This is a genomic window from Acinetobacter sp. 228 (genome assembly GCF_048147885.1).
Genome location: NZ_JAYWYV010000003.1, coordinates 106,794 through 129,642, shown reverse-complemented (window position 1 = coordinate 129,642; position 22,849 = coordinate 106,794). Strand labels below are relative to the sequence as shown.

The window sequence follows — 22,849 nt, the reverse complement described above, 5'->3', positions numbered from 1 at the left end:
GGTGAGTGAATGCCAATATATAAGAATATTTTTTGTCTATCCATACTGGCATCAGCGGTGCTGCTGAGTGCCTGCCAGCCAAAGGGCGATGCCCCAAAAGAGTCGACTGCTCCTGAAGTGGTACAAACCGAGCCTGAAGTAATTAAACTCACGGGTGAGACCGAAAAACTCAAGCTGACAATTCCGGAATGTGAAGACAAAAGCTGCCCGGAAATCTCGATTGAACGCCTGAACAGTAATCAAAGTTTTATTAATGAATGGATTGATCAGCAGATTCTACAACAGTTGAAAAGTATCCTGTCTGTAGATGCGATTGAACCGGCAAAAGTGACCGCGGCTAGTGAAGCAGAAACGGCTGCCTCTGAGCCCAAAGCAGCTTTGACAACAGTAGCAACACCAAAACAGCAGCTTGAACAGCAAATTCAGCCCTATATACAGACTTTTTTGAATCTGGATAAAGAACTCAAAGCACTGAGTGCCAGTCATAGCATCAGCCTGATGATTAAACCCAAGATTCTGAATTCAGGGGATCCCCTTGCGACCGTGGTTCTGAACAGCAGTTATTATTTGGGAGGAGCACATGGGGCATCTGCACAGACTTATTATAACTTTGATCTCGAGCAGCAAAAACTGGTCAAGCTGGACGACATTATTGCGACCAAGCAAAAAGCCAAACTCGAAACGCGTGCCTATGAAGCTTTTAAAGACTGGGTAGTAGACTCCAAGCTTGCCAAAGATGTGGTCGAGTATGAACAGGCCTGGAAGTTCAAGCTTAGTGATAACTTCTATCTGGCCCAGCAAGGTCTAGTCTTGCAATATGCCGAATATGAAATTGGGCCTTATGTCGCTGGTTTGCCACGTTTGATGATTCCGTATGAGCAGTTACAAGGTGTGCTAAAACCGGAATATTTGCCACACACAGAAAACGCTGCCTCTGAAATAAAGCCAGCACCTGCTGCAAAAGCCAAATGACCTTAAAGCTGTTTGATACGCATACCCATTTTGATGTTCCCGAGTTCGACCCTGATCGGGAACAGTTGGCGTATGCGGCCAAAACTGCCGGTATTGAGCATCTGGTTTTAATTGGTTTTTTGCAAAACCGTTTTGCCGACCTGCTAAGAACCCACGACTTTATCAATGATCTGGAAAATGTACCGCAAAGCCATTTAGCGCCGGGCTTACATCCATTTTATATTGAACAGCATCAGACTGAGCATTTACAGGAGCTGGAGCAACTGCTTAAAAATGAGCACTGTATTGCCATTGGTGAAATCGGTCTGGATACCTTTTTAAAACAGCACAAACAGGCTGAAATTTTCCAGAAACAAAAAGATTTTTTTGCTGCACAACTGGAACTGGCGCAGCAATTCGATAAGCCGGTTTTGCTGCATATCCGTAAATCACATGCGGAGGTTTTGCAGATGTTAAAACAGCACCGATTTAAACAGGGTGGCATTGCGCATGCCTTTGGTGGTGGAATTGAGGAAGCTAAAGCCTTTATCAAGCTGGGATTTAAACTCGGTATTACTGGGCAAATCACCAATCCAAACGCCAAAAAACTTCATCAAGTGGTGCAGTATGTCGGACCAGAACATCTGGTGCTGGAAACCGACTGTCCGGATATGACGCCGCTTTGTTGTCAAAGTTCAAGCGAGCATCGTACTAGAAATACGCCTGCCAATTTACCTTATGTGTTGCAAGGGCTGGAAAAAAGCCTGAATATGCACAAAGAGGAGCTGGCTGAACAGCTCTGGCAAAATACACATCAGGCCCTGCATTTGACCATTTAAGTTAATACTCTTAACTCGGTCTTAAATTCCCAGTTCATCATAAATAGAAAAAAAGGTGCATTATGCAATTTCTAAAATGCTCCAGACTTGGCATCATGCCATATACATTTTTTTAGGTGAGATTCACATGGCACAAGGACTTTTGGCGGGTAAGCGCTTCTTGATCGCGGGCATTGCGAGTAAATTATCGATCGCTTTTGGTATTGCTCAAGCATTGCATCGTGAAGGTGCTGAATTGGCTTTTACTTATCCAAATGAAAAGCTGAAAAAGCGGGTAGATGACTTTGCTGAACAGTTTGGTTCGAAACTGGTTTTTCCTTGTGATGTGGCAGTAGATGCTGAAATTGACAATGCATTTGCTGAATTGGCTAAACACTGGGATGGTCTGGACGGCGTAGTGCATTCTATCGGTTTTGCACCGGCACATACGCTGGATGGCGACTTTACCGAAATCACGGATCGTGAAGGTTTTAATATTGCGCATGACATCAGTGCCTATAGTTTTATCGCAATGGCACGCGCGGCAAAACCTTTGCTGCAAGTCCGTCAAGGTTGTTTGCTAACATTGACCTATCAAGGTTCTGAGCGCGTGATGCCAAATTATAACGTCATGGGTATGGCCAAAGCGTCTTTAGAAGCTGGCGTACGTTATTTGGCGTCTAGCTTGGGTCAGGACGGGATTCGTGTGAACGCGATCTCTGCGGGTCCAATCCGTACCTTGGCAGCTTCAGGTATTAAATCATTCCGTAAAATGCTCGACCTGAATGAGAAAGTTGCACCATTAAAACGTAATGTGACGATTGAAGATGTGGGGAATGCTGCCTTATTCCTGTGCTCGCCATGGGCCAACGGGATTACTGGTGAAATCCTGTATGTTGATGCCGGCTTTAACACTGTTGGTATGAGTGCTGAATTGATGGCAGATGCGGAATAAAAATCTGCTTTTCACCTTCTCCCTTTGGGAGAAGGTCGGGATGAGGGAATTTTTATTTACCTCTCCCTTACTAGCAGTGCTTGTCATCTTCTAGAAGATGAGAGAATTCCTCCCTTTTTAAAGGGAGGTGAGGAGGGATTGAGTTAAGAAATTAATCTCCCCAAATCTCTCTTTAAAAAGAGGGGCTCAAAAAAAGACCGCATAAGCGGTCTTTTTTTAGATTTGAAGGACAGCGATTAAGCCTGACCATCCACAGCAGCGGCTTGTGCACGTTGCATATTGGCTTCAAATTCAGCATCGAAGTTGATTGGAGTCAATAGCAATTGTGGGAAGCTGCCTTTAGTTACCATATCGTTCACTGCCTCACGTAGGAACGGGAACAGGATATTCGGGCAATAAGCACCCAGGATATATGGCAGACGCTCTTCTTCAACGCCATCAATCAGGAAAATACCGGCTTGAGTGACATCAACGATAAACGCGGTATCGCCTTCGTTGGTTGCTTGAACCACGACTTTCAATGTTACTTCAAAATGAGTTTCATCAATTTTTTCTGCAGAAGAAGAAAGATTGATGTTTAACTCAGGCTGCCATTGTTTGGTAAAAACTTGCGCCCCAGGAACTTCAAAAGAAATATCTTTGGTATAAATACGCTCTAATGCCAATTGTGGTTGAGCTTGTTGTTCTTCACTCATTTTTTGATCCTTAATATGAAGTGATAATTTTAGTAAGGTTAAGCCAGCAATTCATCAAGTTTGCCTTCACGCTCTAAAGCATAAAGCTGGTCGAAACCACCGATAAACTGATCATTAATAAAAATTTGTGGCACGGTACGGTGATTGGTACGCTGCATCAATTCAAGACGGACTTCCGGTGCTTCCTGAGATAAATTAATCTCTTTATATGCTACACCTTTGCGTTCCAATAGCTGTTTCGCACGCACGCAATAAGGACATACAGTCGTCGAATAAATAGTCACTTCAGCCATGATCAATCTCCTGTTCGTGGATTATTTGCTTTTCACCAAAGGTAAACCTTGAGCTTTCCAGTTGCTTATGCCGCCATCAAGACGGTAGGCATCGGCATGACCGACCTGTTGTAACGCAGTACCAGCCACTTGGCCAAGGTTGCAAATGAACACCAAAGGGCGATCAGATGCTTTAAGCTCTTCAACATGTTTTGTAATCTGGCTATATGGAATATTACGGCTGCCACTGATATGACCTTCACGGAAGTCTTTGGCATCACGTAAATCAATCAGCATGGCATTTTTTGCTTTGACTAAAATTCCCAGCGATTGCGGAGAGATTTTGCGACCGTTACGTTGGCCTTCGACAATGAAGAACAAAACCACTAATACCGCGAGTGTTCCAAATAAGAAGGGGTGATTCCCCATAAACTCGAACCAACGTTCCACAATTCACCTAATTACAATTTTAAAATTGCCAAGAGTATAGCTCATAAATATGGTGATCAAAATCACCGCTTCAAGGGCGAGGCCTTAAGAAAATTAATTTTTTTGCTGTGCTTCAGTAATTTCGTCGATTAAACGCAAATAGCTGTCCAGTCGGCGCGGCAAAATTTCACCTGATGCTGCTGCCTGACGTAAGGCACACTGCTTTTCATGTTTATGGGTACAGTTGCGGAACTGGCAGTGACCGAGCAGATTTTCTATTTCAGGAAAACCAGTCTGGATCTTGTCTAAAGTCAGATGCCAGAGACCAAATTCCCGGATTCCCGGTGAGTCGATCAGCGCAGCATTTTCCCCGAATGGAATCAGGCGCGTCGAAGTCGTGGTATGTTGACCCAGTGCCGAGTTTTCAGAAATGATATTGGTCTTTTGTGCAGCATCTGGCACGATCGCATTAATCAGCGTACTTTTACCGACGCCCGATTGACCGACAAAGGCCACGGTTTCATTTTCCAGACGATTAGACAGAGCACTCAGGTCACCATCGGACTGGGTCTGCATCACTTCATAACCAAGGTCCTGATATTCTTGTAACAGATTCAGAATTGGATCGTTTTCTTTCAATAAATCGGCTTTGTTCATTACCAGTAGCGCAGGAATGTCGGCATCGGCACAGGCCACCAGATAACGGTCGATCAGACCCGGCGCTGGCTCAGGCAGAGGAGCGAATACAATCACAATCAGTGAAATGTTGGCCGCTACAGGTTTAACCTTGTGATAGCGGTCGGGGCGTGTCAATAACGATTTGCGGGGATGAATCGCGGTGATAATCCCCAAACCGGTATTTGGATCGGCTTGCCATTTGACCCGATCCCCAGTGACCAGTAAATCCAGATTGGTCCGAGTATGACAGCGCCAGACACTGCCTAGCTCGATTTCTTTCCAGAAAGGTTCAGGTTCGCCCTCTTGTACCACCGGTTTTTCAGGATGAATGTCGGGGGTAGACAAGGCCTGCACTTCAAGTTGACGACCATAATGTTGCACCACTAGACCTTCGAGATCGCTGGAGGTATCGAGATCTTCTTGACGTGTTTTCTGTTGTTTCTGAATGCGGCGCTGTTGTTGCTCTGTCAGACGACGCTTACGTATTAAGGCCATTCATATCCTAAAAAAACCGGGTAAATCAGATGGCAAAAATAGCATGAAGCAGCCCCCGAATGACACCCAAGATGTAATTAATTTGCTACTATAGTTGTTTTTAAACCCAATAAGATTGCACATTTATGAGCAGTACCGCTGATACCCGCCTGATTTGGATTGACCTGGAAATGACAGGTCTAGACACAGACAACGACCAAATTATTGAAATTGCGACGATTGTAACCGATGACAATTTAAATATTCTGGCTGAAGGTCCTGTGCTTGCGGTGCATCAGCCTGCCCGTCTGTTAAATGCCATGGATGAATGGAATACCCGTCAACATGGTCAGTCTGGCCTGATTGAACGTGTGCGTCGCAGTAAACTGACCGCTCAGGATGCCGAGCAGCAAACGCTTGAATTTCTGAAAAAATGGGTGAATCCAAAATCATCACCGATGTGTGGTAACTCGATCTGTCAGGATCGCCGCTTCCTGCACCGCCTGATGCCTGAACTGGAACAGTATTTCCATTACCGTAATCTGGATGTCTCTTCAGTAAAAGAACTGGCCAAACGCTGGCGCCCGGAAATCATGAGTGGCCTCAAGAAAAATGCTTCGCATCTGGCGATGGATGACATTCGCGATTCAATTGCCGAACTGAAATACTATCGTGAATATTTTTTCATCATGAATAAAGACTAATTCCGATAGATGAAAAAGAGGCGTAAGCCTCTTTTTTTATGGTGCTGAGGCTTTTTTCTTTTTAAAAAGACCCTCTATGATTTCAAATATGGCCCACGATACAAGCACCAAAATCAAATGGGTCTGGGTTTCATAACGATCCAAGATCACAAAACCAAACAAGCCTAAAGTCAGCAAACGAATAAAAATACTCAGCCCATAGTTTTTCTGCTTTTGGCTACTGTAAAAATATAAATGTAACGCAATCAGTATAAAGTTGAGAGTCAAAAGAGCATTGATGAGCACAGGGTTTGACTCCTATATTTAAAATTCTATTTAATTTAAAATTATATGTATAAATTTTATTCAATTATAAGGTGTTCCTGAATTTATCTTTCTGATTTTCCTGATGGATTTTGTATCGAAATTTTAGGAGCAGTAAAACAATGCTGACTTTGCTAAAATAAACTGTGATTTAACTGCTATTGATGACTTATGACTGATCTGCTTCAAGACGATGAATATGAGCGCCGCTTTGCCGGTGTTGCCAAAATTTATGGAGAAGACAGCTTTAGCCATTATGAAAAAAGTCATGTGATGGTGATCGGTATCGGCGGTGTCGGTTCATGGGCAGTAGAAGCTCTGGCACGTAGCGGAATTGGCGAACTGACCTTGGTCGATATGGATGTCGTCGCAGCATCAAATATCAACCGCCAGTTACCTGCCATGAGTACCACCTTGGGTCATGAAAAAATTGAAGTTATGGCCGAGCGGTGTCGTGCAATTAATCCACGGATTAAAATCAATCTGATTGATGATTATCTGACACCTGAGAATATCAAAGAAATTTTAGCTCCGACACCGGATCTGATTTTAGATTGCATCGATGATGTCAAAGCCAAATTCGCCTTGATGTTACATTGTCGCTTTAACAAGATTCCGTTAATCGTATCGGGCGGGGCAGGGGGTAAACTGGATCCACTGAAAATTCGTGTTGCAGATTTATCTAAAACCGAGCAGGATCCGATGCTGGCCAAATTGCGTGCCCAGTTACGTGCTAAAGGCATCTGTAAAAAGCCCAAAGAAAAATTCGGTATTACCTGTGTCTATTCAATTGATAATCCATTCTCAAGTGCCGATGTCTGTGCCAGTGCCGGTTTGCGATGTGGAGGGTATGGGTCGGCTGTGGTGGTGACCTCCAGTTTTGCCATGGTCGCCGTGGCAGAAGGGCTGAAAAAGCTCGATAGTAAAAGAGCAAAATCCTGATTTGAAAAATAAAAAGCACAGTATCTGTGCTTTTTTTCAAGTGACGTTTAGAATGAAAGGATTCATTCACAGAACAAAAATAATGTTTTGGAGCAGCTATGTGGTTTTTGCTGGTATTGATTTTGGGGACAGGAGCTTTAGCGGTGTGGATGTGGAAACGTCCGGATCCGGTGAAACGTGATCAGGCCAAAGCCGAGTATCATGATTTATGGATTGAGCAGGTTGATGCGCAGCTTAAACATGCAGCACGATTGAGTTCAGATCCGGAGCATCCGAACTATGAACGTGCCTATCAGATTTATCAGGGACTGGCTCAGCAACAGGAAATCCCACAAGCCTATGTCGGGATGGGTCTGATGCATCTGCAAGGTCTGGGACATGAGCAAAATACTGAAAAAGCCATCAGCTACCTGGACAAAGCCTTTCGCCTAGGTAGTGATGAAGCAGCTTATCATCTGGGTCAAATTCATGAAGGAGAGGCGTATCAGCAGGCTGACCCGGAAAAAGCCCTGTACTGGTACCGTCATGCGGTAGCACGGGGTAATCTGGATGCCCAGTATCGTATCACTGAACTTTCTTCTGCCGAAGACCATCAAAACGAGATGATTGCAGAAAAACAGCGTCTGGCATTATTCATTCAAAATGCCGGGCAGGGTCATGCCAATTCGCAGTATCAGCTGGCCCAGTATTATCTGGCTGATTCTGCAGCCCAAGATTTAGTGCAAGGAATACATTATCTGTTTCTGGCGGCTCGGCAGGATCATTTGGCTGCCAATCAGCAGATCGCCGATGATTATGCGCATGGACAGATTCTCCCCCAAGACTTGACGCAATCGCTGCAATTTATTAAACGCTGTATCAGTCTCGGTGACCAGAAAGGTCTCTATGATTATTATGCCGGTGTGTTGCAAGGCCGTATCGATCCCGATCAGCGTCAGCGCGTGTTTCAGCATTTATTGCAGCAGTCCAAAGATCACGCCGATGCACACGCCAAGGCTTTAATCGGGCTGGCCTATTTTCATGGCTGGTATGTCGATAAAAATGAAACCATGGCATTTCGTTACTGGTCGGAAGCGGCCAACAGCAAACATGTGCCTGCCTTATGCATAATTGCTGCGCTGTATTTTGAGCAGCATCTGGTTGCCAACGAACCGCAAAAAGCATTTGAGTTATATCAGGCTGCCTATCGGCTTAGTCCTAACGATGTGTCTGCACAGATGGGGATGGCGCTGTGTTATTTAAATGGTATTGGTACGGCGAAAGATACGGGTAAAGCCACACAAATGATTCAGAGCGCGGCACAGCAGTATTGGCAGATTGTGGCTCAGTCTGAAGCGGATTTAATTTATAGCGTCGGCCGGTTTTATAGTCTGGCTGAATATCCATTGTCGACACGTGATAAAGCTGTCCAGTACCTGAATCAGGCAGTTGCGAAAGGTTCGAAAGAAGCGGCATGGTTCCTGTACCAAGCTCTCTCAGGTATTTATCCTGTGTTTAGCAATAATGCAGAGCTGGCCAATCGTTATCTGCATCAGGCTGCACAATTGGGGCATGCCCAGGCACAAGCAGAAGTGGGCTTGAAGTATCTTAAAGGGCAACAGATTGCGCAGGATATTGCCTTAGGCTTGAGCTATCTGCGAAAAGCAGCTGCTCAGCAGAATGGTGTGGCACTAAATGCTTTGGGCGAAGCATATGAGCAGGGTCAAGGAGTTGAGAGTAATATTGAACAAGCCGTACAGTATTATCAGCAGGCGGCAGCGCAGGTGAATGTGGATGCTTATAGCCATCTTGGACGTTTATATACTAAGGGCATTGGCGTGGAGCGTGATATCGGAACCGCACGAGACTGGCTGGAAAAAGGCAGTTTACTCGGACATGAGCGATCCAATGAATTATTGAAAAATGTGAATGCTTATTTGCAAATGCAATAATTTTCCTCGAATCACACGCACTAAAAAACCGCTGTTGGACAGCGGTTTTTTTATGATTCAGGTTGGATTCAAGGCAATTCCCGGAGGGGGCTACCACCCAATGCCTGCATTAAAGTTACATAGGCATTGTACTGGTTTTGTCTGGTTTGCACCAAAGCCAGCCGGGCATTTCGTGTGGTCTCCTGTGCATCCAGCAGGTTTTTCAAAGCTATAGCTCCATTACGATAACGCACTTCAGTCAGACGTTCTGTACGTTCAGCCAGTTCAACATTGCGTTGCTGTAATGCGACCTGTTTGGTTAGCTCAGTACGGTTCGACAGGGCGTTTTCGACATCAGCAAAAGCCTGATATATAGTCTGACGATACTGGATAATGGCTTTTTCATATTCCAGTTCATTCACCTGTAAATCACGCTTCATGTCATTCCATTGCAGGAAAGGCAAGCTCAGACCGGCACCTAAAGTCGCAACCGGATTTTTTAATGCATCTGACAATGAGGTGCTGCTGCCCACACCGGTACTCAAACTGCCGGTCAGGCTAATAGACGGATAATAACTGGCTTTATTGGCATCCTTGTTGGCCAAAGCCCTGCGTAAACGCAGTTCGGTTGCTCTCAGGTCAGGACGACGTGCCAGCAGGCTTGCCGGCAAGCCGGCTTCAATCGCAGGCAAGGCAATGTTGGGTAAACGTTGTGGTTCCTGAAGAGAGAGTTGCTGCACCGGTATATTCAGCAGTACCGCAAGTGCTGTACGCGTTTCTACCCGTTGCTGCGCTATCTGGCTTAAGGTCGCCTGCTGGCTTTGAATGGCCTGTTCGGCTTGGGTCAGATCAAGACCGGATACTGCACCGGCACGATACTGGACATTCACCAGATCATAAGTACGCTGTGCAGTCGCCAGATTTTGTTGCACCACACTATAACGCTCATTCAGATAGGCCAGTTGCCAATAGAGTTGCGCCGTGGTGCCGATCAGGCTTTGTGCGGTTGCCTGCAAGTCTTCCTCAGAGGCTAGGGCTTCCCAGCGAGCGGCTTCGGTCTGATTGGCCAGTTTGCCAAACAGATCCAGCTCATAGCTTAAACCTGGATAATTAATCCCAAAACCTGATGAACTATCACCATTTTCTAAATCAAAACTTCTACGTGTTGTCAGTCCGGCATCGCCAATACGGACCCCTTGCTGGCTTTGCGTTTGTCTGGCCTGAATCCGGGCCTGCTGCAAATTAATCCCGGCCACGGCCAGGTCACTATTGGCTGCCAGAACCTCATTCACCAGATTATTCAATTGTGAATCTCTAAATAAAGTCCACCACTGATCTGTCAGAATATCGGCATGGATCTGCCGGCTTAAAGCCTGACTATTTTGAAAATTGTTAGGCACCTGAAGAGCAGGTGGCTCATAGGGTGTTTTTACCACTGCGGCACAACCGACCAGCGAGCTTCCTAGCAACAGGGCACTGGCAAGCTTGGTTAAATTCATTTGCATATCAGATTCCTTATTCGCGAGAGAGTGCATCGACTGGGTTCAGACGAGCGGCATTACGTGCCGGGATAAAGCCGAACACAATCCCGATCAAGCTTGAGCAGACAAAGGCGGCTATGATCGAAGTGGTTGAATATGCCATCTGGAATGTACTACCAGCAAAATGGGTGATCAGTTGGCCAATCCCGAGGGAGAGCAGCACACCCAAAATGCCACCTAAAATACACACCAGCACCGCTTCAATCAGGAACTGTTGCAGAATGTCACTTTGACGTGCACCCACCGCCATCCGTACTCCAATTTCCTGAGTACGTTCAGTCACTGAGACCAGCATGATGTTCATCACCCCAATTCCGCCGACGACCAGTGAAATCACGGCAATCGCTGAAATCAAAAGGGTCATGGTCGCTGTGGTTTGCTGAATGGTTTCACGGATACTGTCGGCATTCTGGGTAAATACATCCTGCGCACCATGCCGCTGTACCAGCAGATTCAGAATTGCATTTTCCGCTGCTGCACTTGGGTATTCATCCTTAATCCGTACAATGATACTGCGCACATTGGATTGCCCCAGCATACGGCTCATTACGGTGGAATACGGCAAATACACATTCAGGCTGTCATTATTACCCATCATGCCTTTTTGCGCGTCGATCACACCGATAATCCGGCTCGGGACACTGCCCAGTAAAAGCACCTGTCCTACCGGATTGGTACCATCCTTAAAAAAGGTATTTTTGGTATTGGTGTCAATTACCACATCTTGTGCTTGTTGCGTGACACTGTTACGGTCAAAGGGCTGACCAGACTGGAAGGTCATGCCACGTACATAGAAGAAATCTTCACTCACCCCATTTACCGTGGTTGAGGCTTCAATTTCTTTATAACGTCCGGTGACGCTGGTATTTACTGACGGGCTGACCCCATCTACATAAGGCTGTTCAGCCAGCGCATCGGCATCGGCTGGAATCAGGGTTTTGGCTTGTGAGGAGCGGGAATTATCTCCAAAACCCCGGCCCTGAAATACGGTAATGGTATTGGTTCCCAGACTGCTGATATTGTCCAGAATCTGCTTTTGTGAACCATTGCCCAGTGCGACGACTGAGACTACCGAAGCAATACCGATAATAATCCCCAGCATGGTCAGGAAAGTCCGCATTCGGTGTGCATTCATGGCCAGCAAGGCCATACGGAAGGCTTCACCCAGACGGTCAACCGCGGAACGCCATGAAGAAATCTTCTTTTTTTCATTGCGGATCAGCGGCTGTTTTTCAAGATGGTCTTCGACTTCAGGAACATTCGGCTGATCGGAAATGATATTTCCGTCCGAAATCTCAATAATTCGGGTCGCATTTTTTGCCACATTATGGTCATGCGTGACCAGAATAATGGTATGACCCTTGGCATTCAGTTCACGCAGAATCCGCATTACCTCTATACCGCTATTCTTGTCCAAAGCCCCTGTCGGTTCATCGGCCAGAATCACGTCACCACCATTCATCAGCGCACGGGCAATCGAGACACGTTGCTGCTGACCACCTGACAGTTGGCTCGGACGGTTCTGGGTTTTTTCACCCAGACCCAAATCGGTCAGAATCTTGACCGCACGCTCACGGCGTTCCGATGAATCCTCACCGGCATAAATCGCGGGGACTTCGACATTGCCGGCTGCACTTAAGTCACCCAGCAGATGATAGCGCTGGAAAATAAAGCCAAAATATTCACGGCGTAATTGCGCCAGTTCATCCGCTTCCAGTTCCCGGGTTTCACGACCTTTGACCTTATAGCTGCCAGTGGTTGGTTTATCCAGACAACCCAGAATATTCATCAGGGTCGATTTACCCGAACCGGACTGGCCGACAATCGCCACCAGCTCACCCGGATAAATTTCCAGATTGACCCCTTTTAAAATCTGAACCGTGCTTTCACCCGCAGGGAATTCACGTACCAGATTTTTCACCTCCAGAAGAGGCTGTTGTTGTGAATTCATGCTTACATTCTCATTGGGCCACGGCTATTGCCACCGCGTTTTGCTGCATCATTGGAAGTGTCGGAACCATCTGCAATCACCACCTGATCGCCGCGTTTCAGGCCTTTAATCACTTGCGCTGTCACACGGTTATTTAGTCCGATCAGTACAGGGGTTGGTTTTGCAGTACCATCGGCTTGCAACACACGAACCATGCCACGCTGTGCTTTACCTTGTTCAATCAGGGCACGTTCAGCATCGGAAAGCACCAGACGGGCAGGGCGATCACCTGCAGCTCGTTCATCACCACGGGCTTGATTCTGAGCTTCGTTAGGTTCAGATGGGGCACCAGCACCGCGAGATCCTTCACCACGATTCGGACGTTGTGGACGGTTTGAACTTTGAATGGCAGCAGCTGGAATAGTCAGCACATTCCGTGCCTCATCCAGAATGATATAGACCTGCGCTGTCATATCAATACGCAGCTTGCCATCTTCATTGGGTACATCAAACAGGGCGTTATAGTACACCGCAGAGCCTGAAGTTGAGCTTGAGGTATTGTTATCGGTATTTATTGAATTTGGTGCAGGCTCAACCTGACGCAGTTTGGCGTAAATCTTTTTGTCAGTATTGCCCAAAGTTGTGAAATAAACAGTTTGGCCTTTATGGACTTTCATTACATCTGCTTCAGAAATTTCAGCTTTGATGGTCATGGTGTCGAGTTGGGCCAGTTTGACTATAGTCGGTGCACTCTGGTTGGCATTCACGGTTTGACCTTCTTCGGTCACAATCGCCACGATAGTACCATCCATCGGTGCCACAATCTGGGTGTAGCCGAGGTCTTCCTTGGCAGTGGCTAAAGTCAAACGCGACTGTTCAATCTGCGCATTAATAGCAGTGATATCCGCCTGGGCAGTTTTATAGTTTGCCAGTGCAGATTCCAGTTCAGAGCGTGAAGTCGCATCTTGTGCATACATGGCCTGCTGACGCTTATACTCAGCTTCAACTTTGGCCAGATTGGCCTGTCTGACCGCCAGTTGAGCCATCTGATTTTTAATGCTGGCTTCAGCCGTTTTTAACTCATTTTCCTGACGGACAGAATCAATCTGGGCAATCAGCTGACCTTGCTTGACCTGATCTCCGAGTTGCACATACATTTTCTTGACCTGACCAGAAACCTGGGCGCCGACACTGACCATTTTGGTGGCTTCTAAAATACCGGTTGCCAGTACAGAGCTTTCAATGTCTCCTACAGTCACCTCAGCGGTAATATATTGCGGAGGCTGTTCTTTGGGTTTGAGGAAATACCAGCCTGCAGCGATTAACGCAATGGCAATCACGGCGACCATAATCAATTTCGTCGGTTTTATTTTTGGCATGATCAATATAGTTTCAAAATCAGATAATTGTGAACAATTATAAGAGTGAAATTAGGATAAATCGTGTATTTTTTTAATTTATAATGAGAATTGTTTTCTATTGTCGGGCTAAAAAAACAACATGGCATAAAGTCTGATTTTATATAAAAGATTCATTCAGCTGTTCATGCTGGCATAGCTAAATTTGATGAATTTTGAGATAGAAGAAGTAATTTATAGTATTAGTCACATGACTGTTTAATTAAATAGTCACTGTTTTGAGCGGTATTCCTGAAATCTGGTTTCTGTTTAAAACTCTACAACGAATAACGATAAAAATTTCCCCTAAAGCCAAAAAAGTTATAGAAAGATTTAGTGATATCTGCTGTAAAAATAATTATTTTTTAACGGCAGGCTTTTTTTATTTTTTCTTGTGATTAGCTCATGCCTTCTTTTAAAAATTAAAAAAATCTATGTTTTACATATAGATTTAAATAAATAAAGCTTGTAATATTTAATTCCATAAAAAAATTATGGTTTTATTTGTGCGGAAAAAATCGCCTATTTGTCAGCAAAAAATAATACGACTTTACTAATAAAATTAATGAGGTGTATAGATGGAATGGAATGAAAGTTACAATATTGGAATTGAGGTGATTGATCACCAGCACCGGCAAATTCTGGATTATATAAATACTTTGGAACAAGTTAAAAATACGGGGAAACGCGATAAAATCAAGGAAATTCTAGATGATTTAATTGACTATACCCAGTCACATTTCAGCTTTGAAGAAAATTTGCTGCAACAGGTAAATTATCAGTATTTACCTTCACATCGCGGTATTCACGAATTATTTGTCAAACGGCTCAATGATTATCGTCTGAGATTTGAACAAGGCGAGTCCATTGAAAAAGATTTATATCGTCTGCTATCTAAATGGCTAATTAACCATATTCAACATGATGATCAGGACTATGTCGATGCAGTACGTGACAATATGTTGAGTTACCTGCGAACGCAGGAAAAGAAAAAAGGCAAAGGCTGGTTTGCACGTTTCTTCAGTTAGGCATGCTGGGATGCAAACAAGGTTTGACCGCACATTTCAGTAATGGCCTGTAAGATCAGATGTTCAGGGTTCTCTCTGGACATCCCTTTAATAGCGGCATCAATCCGGATTAAAAGCTGTGGCCAGGTCAAAAAGCGTTGTGGACTCAAGCGACGCAAGGCCTGTTGATACAAGCTCACTTTTGTCTTCCAGATGCCGATTTGTAACGCATTTTGAGGTTGTTCAAACAATTGCATCAACAGACGCATTTCTTTGCTGATGCTCCACAAAATCAGGCTCATCGGTTCACCTGAAGCAATCAGATATTGAAAGATTTTGATAGATTGCAACAGGTTGCCATTTAGCAGGGCATCACTCAGGTCATAGGTACTGTAACGGGATTGGTCCTGCAAGCAGGCATACAGATGTTCAATCTGGATTATCTCTACTTCAGCAAAAGTATCAGCCACGCGCATCAGACTGTTTTTGGCTGCCAGTAAATTATGCTCATGATGCTGTTCCAGCCATTGCCATGCATCATTCGCCAGTTTAATGCCAAGCTTTTCTGCTTCAATACTGAGAATTTGCTGACGGTCTTTGGGATAATTTGCCACCAGTGAGACATTCACCCCATTGGCATCCATCACCTGAAAAAAGCTGGATTTCAGACTGTTGGCATCCTGCTTCGGCATGACCACCAAAAGCAGGTTATCGCTGTCTTGCTGTAGATAGCTTTTCAGCAGTTTTAGCCCGCTGGCATCCGGCTTGATATTGCCATGTACTTCAATTGCCAATTGTGTTGAAAATAGCGACAGGCTGTTTAAGGCATTAAAAACAGTTTTCCAGTCAGCGACCGAACTAATGTCATAGCGCTGACGTTCAATATCCTGCTTTTGCCAGGTGGAACGGAAGGCATCAATTAAATTCTGTTCTAATAGAGGCTCTTGACCATGCAATATCCAGGCACCGCGAGCTGCGTCGACACGTTTGAGGGCTTGCAGATAATCAAGTTTCATATGGCAGTCTTATTGAGCAGGTTGTGGTGGGGTATTTTGTTTGACTAATGGTAAGCGGTTTGATGAGATCTGACGTGCGATCTGCTGAGCCACATCATCAATAATCACATGATCCAGAAACTTTTGTTCCTGGTCATCAGTGTTTACTGTTTCAATGTCGTATTGATAAGAACGGGTGGCTACTACAGTTCGTGGTTCAGTGATCGGATTGCCTTGTGCATCTTCAATCTGAAACGTCACATTTAAGCGCAACAAGGTTTCGACCAGTTTACCATTCAGTTCCAGACGGCGAGGAGCATAATCCAAGACACGCAACACATATGCATTCGGTGCATTACTCAGTTGTATGCCTGCTGCACCCAGGTAAACCGCCAGTTTTTCTTGCAGTTCGTCAGTGTCGGGTGGTAAAGACAGGCTCATAACAGAGTAAGCAACAGGTGCGGAGCTCGGATTGGTTCCTTTCAGATGGAAGCCACAGCCGGTCAAGCCTGCACTCAGACCACAAGTTAAAACAATTGCTGCTAAACGTTTGCCCAAATGCATGTGTTGCCCTCTATGCTTCCCAAAGGGGAATATTTGAAATTCTGATCTGGATTGTAAAGTCAAAGCCCGTTGACTGGCAACGGGCTTTGTTTGGGAATTGTTTTTTAATCCCTACCTTTTTCTAGGTAAAGATTAAATCCCTCCAAACCTCCCTTTAAAAAGGGAGGCTTTCCCCCTCTTTTTTAAAGAGGGGCTAGGGGAGATTTTTAAACCACCAAGTTCACCAACTTATTCGGTACAACAATTTCTTTCTTGGTTGGACCGGTCAAGAATTGTTGAACTTCAGGTAATGCTTTTGCTTGAGCTAGGATGTCATCTTTAGATGCATCAACAGACACTTCTAGTTTGCCACGAAGCTTACCGTTCACCTGAACTACGATAGTTTGCGTATTACGTGTTAATGCAGACTCATCCACAGATGGGAACAATACTTTTTCCAATTCGATGCCAAACTGAGCCAATAATGTTTGACTTAAGTGCGGTGCAAATGGCGCAAGCAATGTAAGAAGCGTTGTAATAGACTCACGTGCAACCGCTACATCATTGTCATCTTTCGCTTCAAACTTGTTGTTCGCGTTTAGAAGTTCCATCATCGCTGCAATGGCAGTGTTAAATGCATGACGACGTTCGATGTCATCACCCACTTTTTGGATAGTTTCGTGTGTTTTACGACGCAAGTCTTGCGCAGCAGTTGAAAGCGCAGCTTTGTCGATAGTTGATGCGTTGTTGCCTTTTTCAAGGAAGCCAGTCGCCAAACGCCATACACGTTTCAAGAAGCGGTTAGCACCTTCAACACCTGCATCAGACCATTCAAGTGACTGATCTGGTGGAGCTGCGAACATCATGAACACACGTGCAGTATCTGCGCCGTATTGATCAATAATCGATTGTGGGTCGATACCGTTGTTTTTCGACTTCGACATTTTTTCTTGACCGCCAACGACAACGTCTTGACCATCTTCTTTGTATTTCGCAGAAGTGATACGACCTTTTTCGTCACGTTCAAGTTCGATATCGGCAGGGTTAAACCATGTTTTCTTACCTGATTCCGCTTCGCGGTAATACGTATCAGCCAGCACCATACCTTGGGTTAACAAGTTGGTGAACGGTTCATTGCCTTGTACCACACCTTCATCACGCATCAATTTGTGGAAGAAGCGTGCATAAAGTAAATGCAGAATCGCGTGTTCAACACCACCGATGTATTGGTTGACTGGAAGCCAGGTTTGACCCGCTTCAGGTTTCACCATACCGCCAGTAAAGTCTGGAGAAGCATAACGTGCGTAGTACCAAGAAGATTCTACGAAGGTATCCAGCGTATCTGTTTCACGACGGGCATCGCCACCACAGCATGGGCAAGTGGTTTCATAGAATTCAGGCATTTTGTTCAGTGGGTTACCTGAACCATCTGGCACAACATCAGTCGGAAGGACAACAGGAAGTTGATCTTCAGGCACTGGTACTTGACCACAAGTATTGCAGTTAATCATTGGAATTGGACAACCCCAATAACGCTGACGAGATACACCCCAGTCACGTAGACGGAATTGAACTTTTACATTGGCAAGTGCTTGAGGTTCCAGTTTTGCAAGGAAAGCATCAAATGCACCTTGGAAATCTAAACCGTCAAATTCACCTGAATTAACCAGTTTGCCGTCTTTAGAACCATACCATTCTTGCCACTCTGTCGCAGAGAATTCGGCATCGTCTGCGCCTTTGGCATCAATCACCTGTTTGATGGTCAGGCCATATTTATTGGCAAATTCGAAGTCACGTTCATCATGTGAAGGCACCGCCATCACCGCACCTGAACCGTAAGACATCAATACATAGTTCGCGATCCAAACAGGAACTTCTTCACCAGTCACAGGGTGTTTTACAGAAAGACCTGTTGCCATGCCTTTCTTCTCGGCAGTTGCAAGATCCGCTTCTGCCACTGAACCCATACGGCATTCTTCAATAAATGCAGCAAGTTCAGGATTGTTTTCCGCCGCTTTAAGCGCCATTGGGTGTTCGGCTGCAACTGCAACATAGGTCACACCCATTAATGTATCGGCACGTGTTGTAAAGACGGTTAAACCATCTGCATAGATTTCTGGATTTGCTGAAGGGAAGGTGATTTCCATACCCTGTGAGCGACCAATCCAGTTACGTTGCATGGTCAGAACTTGTTGGGGCCAGCCGTCTTTGAGCGTATCTAAATCATCAAGTAATTCTTGCGCATAATCAGTAATGCGGAAGTAATACATTGGAATATCACGTTTTTCAACCAACGCACCTGAACGCCAGCCGCGACCATTTTCAACTTGTTCGTTGGCAAGAACAGTTTGATCCACTGGATCCCAGTTCACAGTAGACAACTTACGGTAGATCAGACCTTTTTTATAAAGCTGAACGAATAACCATTGTTCCCAGCGGTAGTATTCTGGTGTGCAGGTTGCGAATTCGCGATCCCAGTCCACCGCAAGACCTAACTTTTTCAACTGATTACGCATGTAATCAATGTTTTCAAAGGTCCATTTTGCAGGAGCAACCTGATGCGCAATTGCTGCGTTTTCCGCAGGTAGGCCAAAAGCATCCCAACCCATTGGTTGAAGCACAGTTTCACCTTTTAAACGATGGAAACGGCTGATCACGTCACCAATCGTATAGTTACGCACATGACCCATATGCAGTTTGCCACTTGGGTAAGGGAACATCGAGAGGATATAACGACGTGGACCTTCTACAGTGTCGGCAACTTTAAAGGCTTTGCGAGATTCCCAGTCCTGCTGGACTTGAGGCTCAATCGCACTGGCTTGATATTCTGAGTCAATGTGAGTAGTCATATACGTAATACAAGAGAACGGTTAAAAAATTATGAGGCACAGCATAGCGCAAAATGCACCTAAAAGTGAATTTTGCACCCGCATTTCCCGAAGAAAAAATGACTGTTGTATAGAGGGATGCCTTATAAAGCGACTGCACGATTTTTAGATTGTTGCAATGCTTCATTGGCTTCGCGTTGCTGCTGGTCTTGATTCGCTGGAACTTGAGGTGATTGTTGCAGCTGTTCCTGAGTGATATTCTCGGTTTGTTCTACAGATTCAGCAGTTCTAGGCGGTGTTGGAGCTGAATTTTTCCAGCCATAGGTGTCTACTGTGGTGGCTTTCCTTGCGGATTTGGGTGGTGGGGTTTTGGTATAATGCGTGACACCTTTTGCATCGACCCATTTATGATACTCGATCGCGGAAGCGCTACTGCTACAAACGCTCAAAGAAACTGCACAACTCAGACTGAAGGCAGTTAAAAAAGATATTTTCATTGTTCTTGGGCCCCGTCTTTCTAGGCGTAAATTGCTGCAATCATTGTAATAATGTTTTCAATAGAAGTGATGGTTTTTTAGCTGTTTGATCACTGTTAATTGATGGCATAAATATCCTCTTGAATTTAAATACCGAGAGATAAATTTTCGTATACAAAATTTATTGATAAACCATTTGCTTTGATTTAATAAAAATTCATTCATTTTTTTTATATAAGACATATTAAAAATTTATAAAAATAAACAGTTAAGTATATGAATTATATTGAATTAATTAAGGTTGTAGGGAGCTAGGGGAATGACTACAAGCAGTGGTTGCTGTTAAAAACAGCAAATTTGAAGGCTATAAGCACAGATTGCCTGTTTTTTAAACTTGACTTTAAAGCCTGAAAACACAAGAATGCTGCAATAGTTTTATATGCCTTAGATCGATCACCCTTCGACTAAGAGTCATTTCATGCAGTGGGCGATTTCTCTAGCCGAGAAATTGAACAAAGCTAAGCAAAATATGTTTATCCCAACATGTTTTAGGTCTCGTATTGCTCGAACAGCGAAGAGATCAGATTTTTTTCCTATTGCTATGAAAACTATGAAATTTGTGTGCTATAACAGTGCAGACAGTTAACAAATGAAACACTGCAAATGCCTCCCATTTGTGCAGTGAATAATATTAGGGTGAATCACGTTGGAACTTCTATCTGGTGGTGAAATGCTCGTTCGCGCATTAGCGGATGAAGGCGTTGAACATGTTTTTGGATACCCAGGCGGCGCAGTACTACATATTTACGACGCGCTATTTCAACAAGACAAAATCAATCATTACCTCGTACGTCACGAACAGGCTGCCGGCCACATGGCAGATGCCTACTCGCGCGTGACAGGTAAAACCGGTGTTGTGCTGGTGACTTCAGGTCCGGGCGCAACCAATACGGTAACCCCAATTGCAACAGCCTATATGGACTCAATCCCGATGGTGATTTTGTCTGGCCAGGTTGCGAGTCATCTGATTGGTGAAGATGCGTTCCAGGAAACCGATATGGTTGGGATTTCCCGTCCGATCGTGAAGCATAGCTTCCAGGTGCGTCATGCCAGTGAAATTCCTGCGATTATCAAGAAAGCCTTTTATATCGCGTCCTCAGGTCGTCCAGGCCCGGTGGTGATCGATATTCCAAAGGATGCGACCAATCCTGCAGAAAAATTTGCTTACGAATACCCAGAAAAAGTGAAGATGCGTTCGTATCAACCACCGTTCCGTGGTCATTCGGGCCAAATTCGTAAAGCGATTGAAGAATTGATCAACGCTAAACGCCCCGTGATTTACTCTGGCGGTGGTGTGGTTCAGGGCAATGCTTCAGAACAATTGACAGAGCTAGCGCATTTATTGGGCTATCCAGTAACCAATACTTTGATGGGTCTTGGCGCATTCCCGGGTAATGATGAACAGTTCATCGGTATGTTGGGGATGCACGGCACTTATGAAGCCAACATGACCATGCACAATGCAGATGTGATTCTGTGTGTAGGTGCGCGTTTCGATGACCGTGTAACCAATAACCCTGCAAAATTCTGTCCAAATGCCAAAGTCATTCATATTGATATTGATCCGGCAACGATTTCAAAAACCATTATGGCGCATATCCCAATCGTGGGCGCTGTAGAGCCGGTATTGAATGAAATGCTGAACCAGTTGAAGCAGATGAATGTATCCAAGCCAAATCCTGAAGCGATTGCGGCATGGTGGAAACAGATCAATGAATGGCGCAAGGTTCATGGTGGTCGTTTTGAAGCGGGTACTAATGGCGTAATGAAGCCACAGCAAGTGGTTCAGGCATTGGACAAGGTAACCAATGGCGAAGCGATCATCACTTCTGACGTGGGTCAGCATCAGATGTTTGGTGCGATGTATTACAAGTACAAGCGTCCACGCCAATGGATCAACTCAGGTGGTCTAGGTACGATGGGTGTCGGTCTGCCATATGCGATGGCGGCGAAGCTTGCCTTCCCGGAGCAGCAGGTGGTGTGTATTACTGGTGAAGCATCGATTCAGATGTGTATCCAGGAACTTTCGACCTGTAAGCAATATGGTCTGAACGTCAAAATCCTGTGCCTGAATAACCAGTCTTTAGGGATGGTGAAGCAATGGCAAGATATGAACTATGAGGGACGTCATTCAAGTTCTTATGTAGATTCATTGCCTGACTTTGCAAAGCTGATGGAAGCTTATGGCCATGTCGGCATTCAGATTGACCATGCAGACGAGCTTGAATCCAAGCTCGAAGAAGCGATGGCAATCAATGACAAATGCGTATTTATTAATGTAATGGTTGACCGTACCGAACACGTATATCCGATGCTGGTTGCAGGTCAGTCGATGCAGGATATGTGGTTGGCGAAAGGGGAGCGCACGAAATGAGACATATTATCTCTGTACTCGTAGAAAACGAATCAGGCGCGCTTTCCCGCCTCGTCGGCTTGTTCTCACAGCGTGGCTATAACATCGAAACATTGAATGTTGCCCCGACTGAAGATCCAACACTTTCACGTTTGACATTGACCACCTATGGCGATGATCACAAGATTGAGCAGATCACCAAACAGCTTAACAAGCTGGTTGAGGTGGTTAAAGTGGTGGACCTGTCTGAAGGTGCACACATTGAGCGTGAATTGATGTTGATCAAAGTGAAAGCATTGGGTTCTTCTCGTGACGAAATCAAACGTACGGCGGATATTTTTCGTGGTCAGATCGTTGATGTAACACCAACGACCTATACCGTTCAAATCGCAGGGACTACTGAGAAAGTGGATGCGTTTATTGATGCACTTGCAGAACACACGATTCTAGAAGTGGTACGTTCTGGTGTATCCGGGATCGCACGTGGCGAAAAAGTTCTAACAATCTAAATTTTTAAATATTTCCTCATCTGTACAAGAAGAGGGGTCAGGCAATGTGAATTTAAGGGGCATTGCCTGATTTAACAGA

General features: G+C 45.0%; 21 protein-coding genes. 9 read left to right on the top strand and 12 right to left on the bottom strand.

The window, feature by feature from the left end; genetic code table 11:
- The first annotated feature begins 9 nt into the window (after window positions 1-9).
- The 3 genes from VXQ92_RS03365 to VXQ92_RS03355 all read left to right on the top strand — a co-directional run bounded on the left by VXQ92_RS03365 (window position 10) and on the right by VXQ92_RS03355 (window position 2,724).
- Complete coding sequence (locus tag VXQ92_RS03365; protein WP_416680400.1) at window positions 10-972, top strand: RsiV family protein; 963 nt, start codon at window positions 10-12, stop codon at window positions 970-972.
- The gene (locus VXQ92_RS03360; RefSeq protein ID WP_416680399.1) at window positions 969-1,790 is read left to right on the top strand and encodes a TatD family hydrolase; all 822 of its coding nucleotides are present in this window, start codon (window positions 969-971) and stop codon (window positions 1,788-1,790) included. Before VXQ92_RS03365 ends, VXQ92_RS03360 begins: the two co-directional genes overlap by 4 nt.
- Window positions 1,791-1,917: 127 nt before the next feature.
- Entirely contained in the window at window positions 1,918-2,724 is an 807-nt protein-coding gene (locus tag VXQ92_RS03355) for an enoyl-ACP reductase FabI (protein ID WP_416680398.1), read from the top strand.
- A 236-nt stretch (window positions 2,725-2,960) separates the two neighbouring features.
- Here the strand turns inward: VXQ92_RS03355 and secB are convergent, their stop codons facing one another.
- The 4 genes from secB to rsgA form a co-directional block, all read right to left on the bottom strand.
- On the bottom strand, window positions 2,961-3,419 hold the full coding sequence (gene secB, locus VXQ92_RS03350) for a protein-export chaperone SecB (RefSeq protein WP_064094800.1): 459 nt from the start codon (window positions 3,417-3,419) through the stop codon (window positions 2,961-2,963).
- A gap of 38 nt (window positions 3,420-3,457) precedes the next feature.
- Complete coding sequence (gene grxC, locus VXQ92_RS03345) at window positions 3,458-3,712, bottom strand: glutaredoxin 3 (protein WP_004278388.1); 255 nt, start codon at window positions 3,710-3,712, stop codon at window positions 3,458-3,460.
- Window positions 3,713-3,733: 21 nt separating this feature from the next.
- Window positions 3,734-4,141: a rhodanese-like domain-containing protein gene (locus VXQ92_RS03340; protein ID WP_064094799.1), complete on the bottom strand. Its 408-nt coding sequence runs from the start codon at window positions 4,139-4,141 to the stop codon at window positions 3,734-3,736.
- 93 nt (window positions 4,142-4,234) lie between these two features.
- The gene (gene rsgA, locus VXQ92_RS03335; protein WP_416680397.1) at window positions 4,235-5,293 is read right to left on the bottom strand and encodes a ribosome small subunit-dependent GTPase A; all 1,059 of its coding nucleotides are present in this window, start codon (window positions 5,291-5,293) and stop codon (window positions 4,235-4,237) included.
- 125 nt (window positions 5,294-5,418) lie between these two features.
- On the opposite strand from rsgA, the gene orn reads away from it, so the two are divergent.
- Window positions 5,419-5,976 carry an oligoribonuclease gene (gene orn, locus VXQ92_RS03330; RefSeq protein WP_005103209.1) on the top strand — a complete coding sequence of 186 codons (558 nt, stop codon included), beginning with the start codon at window positions 5,419-5,421 and terminating at the stop codon, window positions 5,974-5,976.
- A 36-nt stretch (window positions 5,977-6,012) separates the two neighbouring features.
- Here orn and VXQ92_RS03325 read toward each other — a convergent pair whose 3' ends face one another.
- Window positions 6,013-6,261 carry a hypothetical protein gene (locus tag VXQ92_RS03325; RefSeq protein ID WP_416680396.1) on the bottom strand — a complete coding sequence of 83 codons (249 nt, stop codon included), beginning with the start codon at window positions 6,259-6,261 and terminating at the stop codon, window positions 6,013-6,015.
- A gap of 189 nt (window positions 6,262-6,450) precedes the next feature.
- Here VXQ92_RS03325 and VXQ92_RS03320 point away from each other — a divergent pair, with 189 nt between their 5' ends.
- Entirely contained in the window at window positions 6,451-7,221 is a 771-nt protein-coding gene (locus VXQ92_RS03320; protein ID WP_191730384.1) for a ThiF family adenylyltransferase, read from the top strand.
- A gap of 98 nt (window positions 7,222-7,319) precedes the next feature.
- On the top strand, window positions 7,320-9,152 hold the full coding sequence (locus tag VXQ92_RS03315) for a tetratricopeptide repeat protein (protein WP_416680394.1): 1,833 nt from the start codon (window positions 7,320-7,322) through the stop codon (window positions 9,150-9,152).
- Window positions 9,153-9,220: 68 nt separating this feature from the next.
- On the opposite strand, the gene VXQ92_RS03310 is transcribed toward VXQ92_RS03315, so the two are convergent.
- Genes VXQ92_RS03310 through VXQ92_RS03300 form a run of 3 tightly spaced genes read right to left on the bottom strand, consistent with a single transcriptional unit; the run spans window position 9,221 to window position 13,981 of the window.
- Window positions 9,221-10,636 carry an efflux transporter outer membrane subunit gene (locus tag VXQ92_RS03310; protein WP_416680392.1) on the bottom strand — a complete coding sequence of 472 codons (1,416 nt, stop codon included), beginning with the start codon at window positions 10,634-10,636 and terminating at the stop codon, window positions 9,221-9,223.
- A gap of 10 nt (window positions 10,637-10,646) precedes the next feature.
- The gene (locus VXQ92_RS03305) at window positions 10,647-12,623 is read right to left on the bottom strand and encodes a MacB family efflux pump subunit (protein WP_416680390.1); all 1,977 of its coding nucleotides are present in this window, start codon (window positions 12,621-12,623) and stop codon (window positions 10,647-10,649) included.
- 2 nt (window positions 12,624-12,625) lie between these two features.
- Window positions 12,626-13,981: a MacA family efflux pump subunit gene (locus VXQ92_RS03300; protein WP_416680388.1), complete on the bottom strand. Its 1,356-nt coding sequence runs from the start codon at window positions 13,979-13,981 to the stop codon at window positions 12,626-12,628.
- Between the two features lie 596 nt (window positions 13,982-14,577).
- Here VXQ92_RS03300 and VXQ92_RS03295 point away from each other — a divergent pair.
- Complete coding sequence (locus tag VXQ92_RS03295) at window positions 14,578-15,027, top strand: bacteriohemerythrin (protein ID WP_064094791.1); 450 nt, start codon at window positions 14,578-14,580, stop codon at window positions 15,025-15,027.
- On the opposite strand, the gene holA is transcribed toward VXQ92_RS03295, so the two are convergent.
- The 4 genes from holA to VXQ92_RS03275 form a co-directional block, all read right to left on the bottom strand.
- The gene (gene holA / locus VXQ92_RS03290) at window positions 15,024-16,022 is read right to left on the bottom strand and encodes a DNA polymerase III subunit delta (RefSeq protein WP_416680386.1); all 999 of its coding nucleotides are present in this window, start codon (window positions 16,020-16,022) and stop codon (window positions 15,024-15,026) included. The two genes, VXQ92_RS03295 and holA, sit on opposite strands and share 4 nt — an antisense overlap.
- 9 nt (window positions 16,023-16,031) lie before the next feature.
- Window positions 16,032-16,565, bottom strand: a complete 534-nt coding sequence (lptE, locus tag VXQ92_RS03285; RefSeq protein WP_064094789.1) for an LPS assembly lipoprotein LptE — start codon at window positions 16,563-16,565, stop codon at window positions 16,032-16,034.
- Between the two features lie 206 nt (window positions 16,566-16,771).
- Window positions 16,772-19,393 (bottom strand): leucine--tRNA ligase, encoded by a 2,622-nt coding sequence (leuS, locus tag VXQ92_RS03280; RefSeq protein WP_416680385.1) that lies wholly within the window; start codon window positions 19,391-19,393, stop codon window positions 16,772-16,774.
- A gap of 122 nt (window positions 19,394-19,515) precedes the next feature.
- Window positions 19,516-19,869 (bottom strand): DUF4124 domain-containing protein, encoded by a 354-nt coding sequence (locus VXQ92_RS03275; protein WP_416680384.1) that lies wholly within the window; start codon window positions 19,867-19,869, stop codon window positions 19,516-19,518.
- Window positions 19,870-20,554: 685 nt separating this feature from the next.
- Here VXQ92_RS03275 and VXQ92_RS03270 point away from each other — a divergent pair.
- The gene (locus VXQ92_RS03270; protein ID WP_064102271.1) at window positions 20,555-22,282 is read left to right on the top strand and encodes an acetolactate synthase 3 large subunit; all 1,728 of its coding nucleotides are present in this window, start codon (window positions 20,555-20,557) and stop codon (window positions 22,280-22,282) included.
- Window positions 22,279-22,770 carry an acetolactate synthase small subunit gene (gene ilvN / locus VXQ92_RS03265; RefSeq protein WP_064094785.1) on the top strand — a complete coding sequence of 164 codons (492 nt, stop codon included), beginning with the start codon at window positions 22,279-22,281 and terminating at the stop codon, window positions 22,768-22,770. Before VXQ92_RS03270 ends, ilvN begins: the two co-directional genes overlap by 4 nt.
- The last annotated feature ends 79 nt before the right edge of the window (window positions 22,771-22,849 follow it).

What these genes read in the sequence shown, in the direction of transcription:
- VXQ92_RS03355 (WP_416680398.1), top strand. Translation starts at nt 1,918, where the DNA reads ATGGCACAAGGACTTTTGGCGGGTAAGCGCTTCTTGATCGCGGGCATT.
- VXQ92_RS03360 (WP_416680399.1), top strand. Translation starts at nt 969, where the DNA reads ATGACCTTAAAGCTGTTTGATACGCATACCCATTTTGATGTTCCCGAG.
- VXQ92_RS03295 (WP_064094791.1), top strand. Translation starts at nt 14,578, where the DNA reads ATGGAATGGAATGAAAGTTACAATATTGGAATTGAGGTGATTGATCAC.
- VXQ92_RS03320 (WP_191730384.1), top strand. Translation starts at nt 6,451, where the DNA reads ATGACTGATCTGCTTCAAGACGATGAATATGAGCGCCGCTTTGCCGGT.
- holA (WP_416680386.1), bottom strand. Translation starts at nt 16,022, where the DNA reads ATGAAACTTGATTATCTGCAAGCCCTCAAACGTGTCGACGCAGCTCGC.
- grxC (WP_004278388.1), bottom strand. Translation starts at nt 3,712, where the DNA reads ATGGCTGAAGTGACTATTTATTCGACGACTGTATGTCCTTATTGCGTG.
- VXQ92_RS03315 (WP_416680394.1), top strand. Translation starts at nt 7,320, where the DNA reads ATGTGGTTTTTGCTGGTATTGATTTTGGGGACAGGAGCTTTAGCGGTG.
- VXQ92_RS03310 (WP_416680392.1), bottom strand. Translation starts at nt 10,636, where the DNA reads ATGCAAATGAATTTAACCAAGCTTGCCAGTGCCCTGTTGCTAGGAAGC.
- leuS (WP_416680385.1), bottom strand. Translation starts at nt 19,393, where the DNA reads ATGACTACTCACATTGACTCAGAATATCAAGCCAGTGCGATTGAGCCT.
- rsgA (WP_416680397.1), bottom strand. Translation starts at nt 5,293, where the DNA reads ATGGCCTTAATACGTAAGCGTCGTCTGACAGAGCAACAACAGCGCCGC.
- VXQ92_RS03365 (WP_416680400.1), top strand. Translation starts at nt 10, where the DNA reads ATGCCAATATATAAGAATATTTTTTGTCTATCCATACTGGCATCAGCG.
- orn (WP_005103209.1), top strand. Translation starts at nt 5,419, where the DNA reads ATGAGCAGTACCGCTGATACCCGCCTGATTTGGATTGACCTGGAAATG.
- secB (WP_064094800.1), bottom strand. Translation starts at nt 3,419, where the DNA reads ATGAGTGAAGAACAACAAGCTCAACCACAATTGGCATTAGAGCGTATT.
- VXQ92_RS03275 (WP_416680384.1), bottom strand. Translation starts at nt 19,869, where the DNA reads ATGAAAATATCTTTTTTAACTGCCTTCAGTCTGAGTTGTGCAGTTTCT.
- VXQ92_RS03305 (WP_416680390.1), bottom strand. Translation starts at nt 12,623, where the DNA reads ATGAATTCACAACAACAGCCTCTTCTGGAGGTGAAAAATCTGGTACGT.
- VXQ92_RS03300 (WP_416680388.1), bottom strand. Translation starts at nt 13,981, where the DNA reads ATGCCAAAAATAAAACCGACGAAATTGATTATGGTCGCCGTGATTGCC.
- ilvN (WP_064094785.1), top strand. Translation starts at nt 22,279, where the DNA reads ATGAGACATATTATCTCTGTACTCGTAGAAAACGAATCAGGCGCGCTT.
- lptE (WP_064094789.1), bottom strand. Translation starts at nt 16,565, where the DNA reads ATGCATTTGGGCAAACGTTTAGCAGCAATTGTTTTAACTTGTGGTCTG.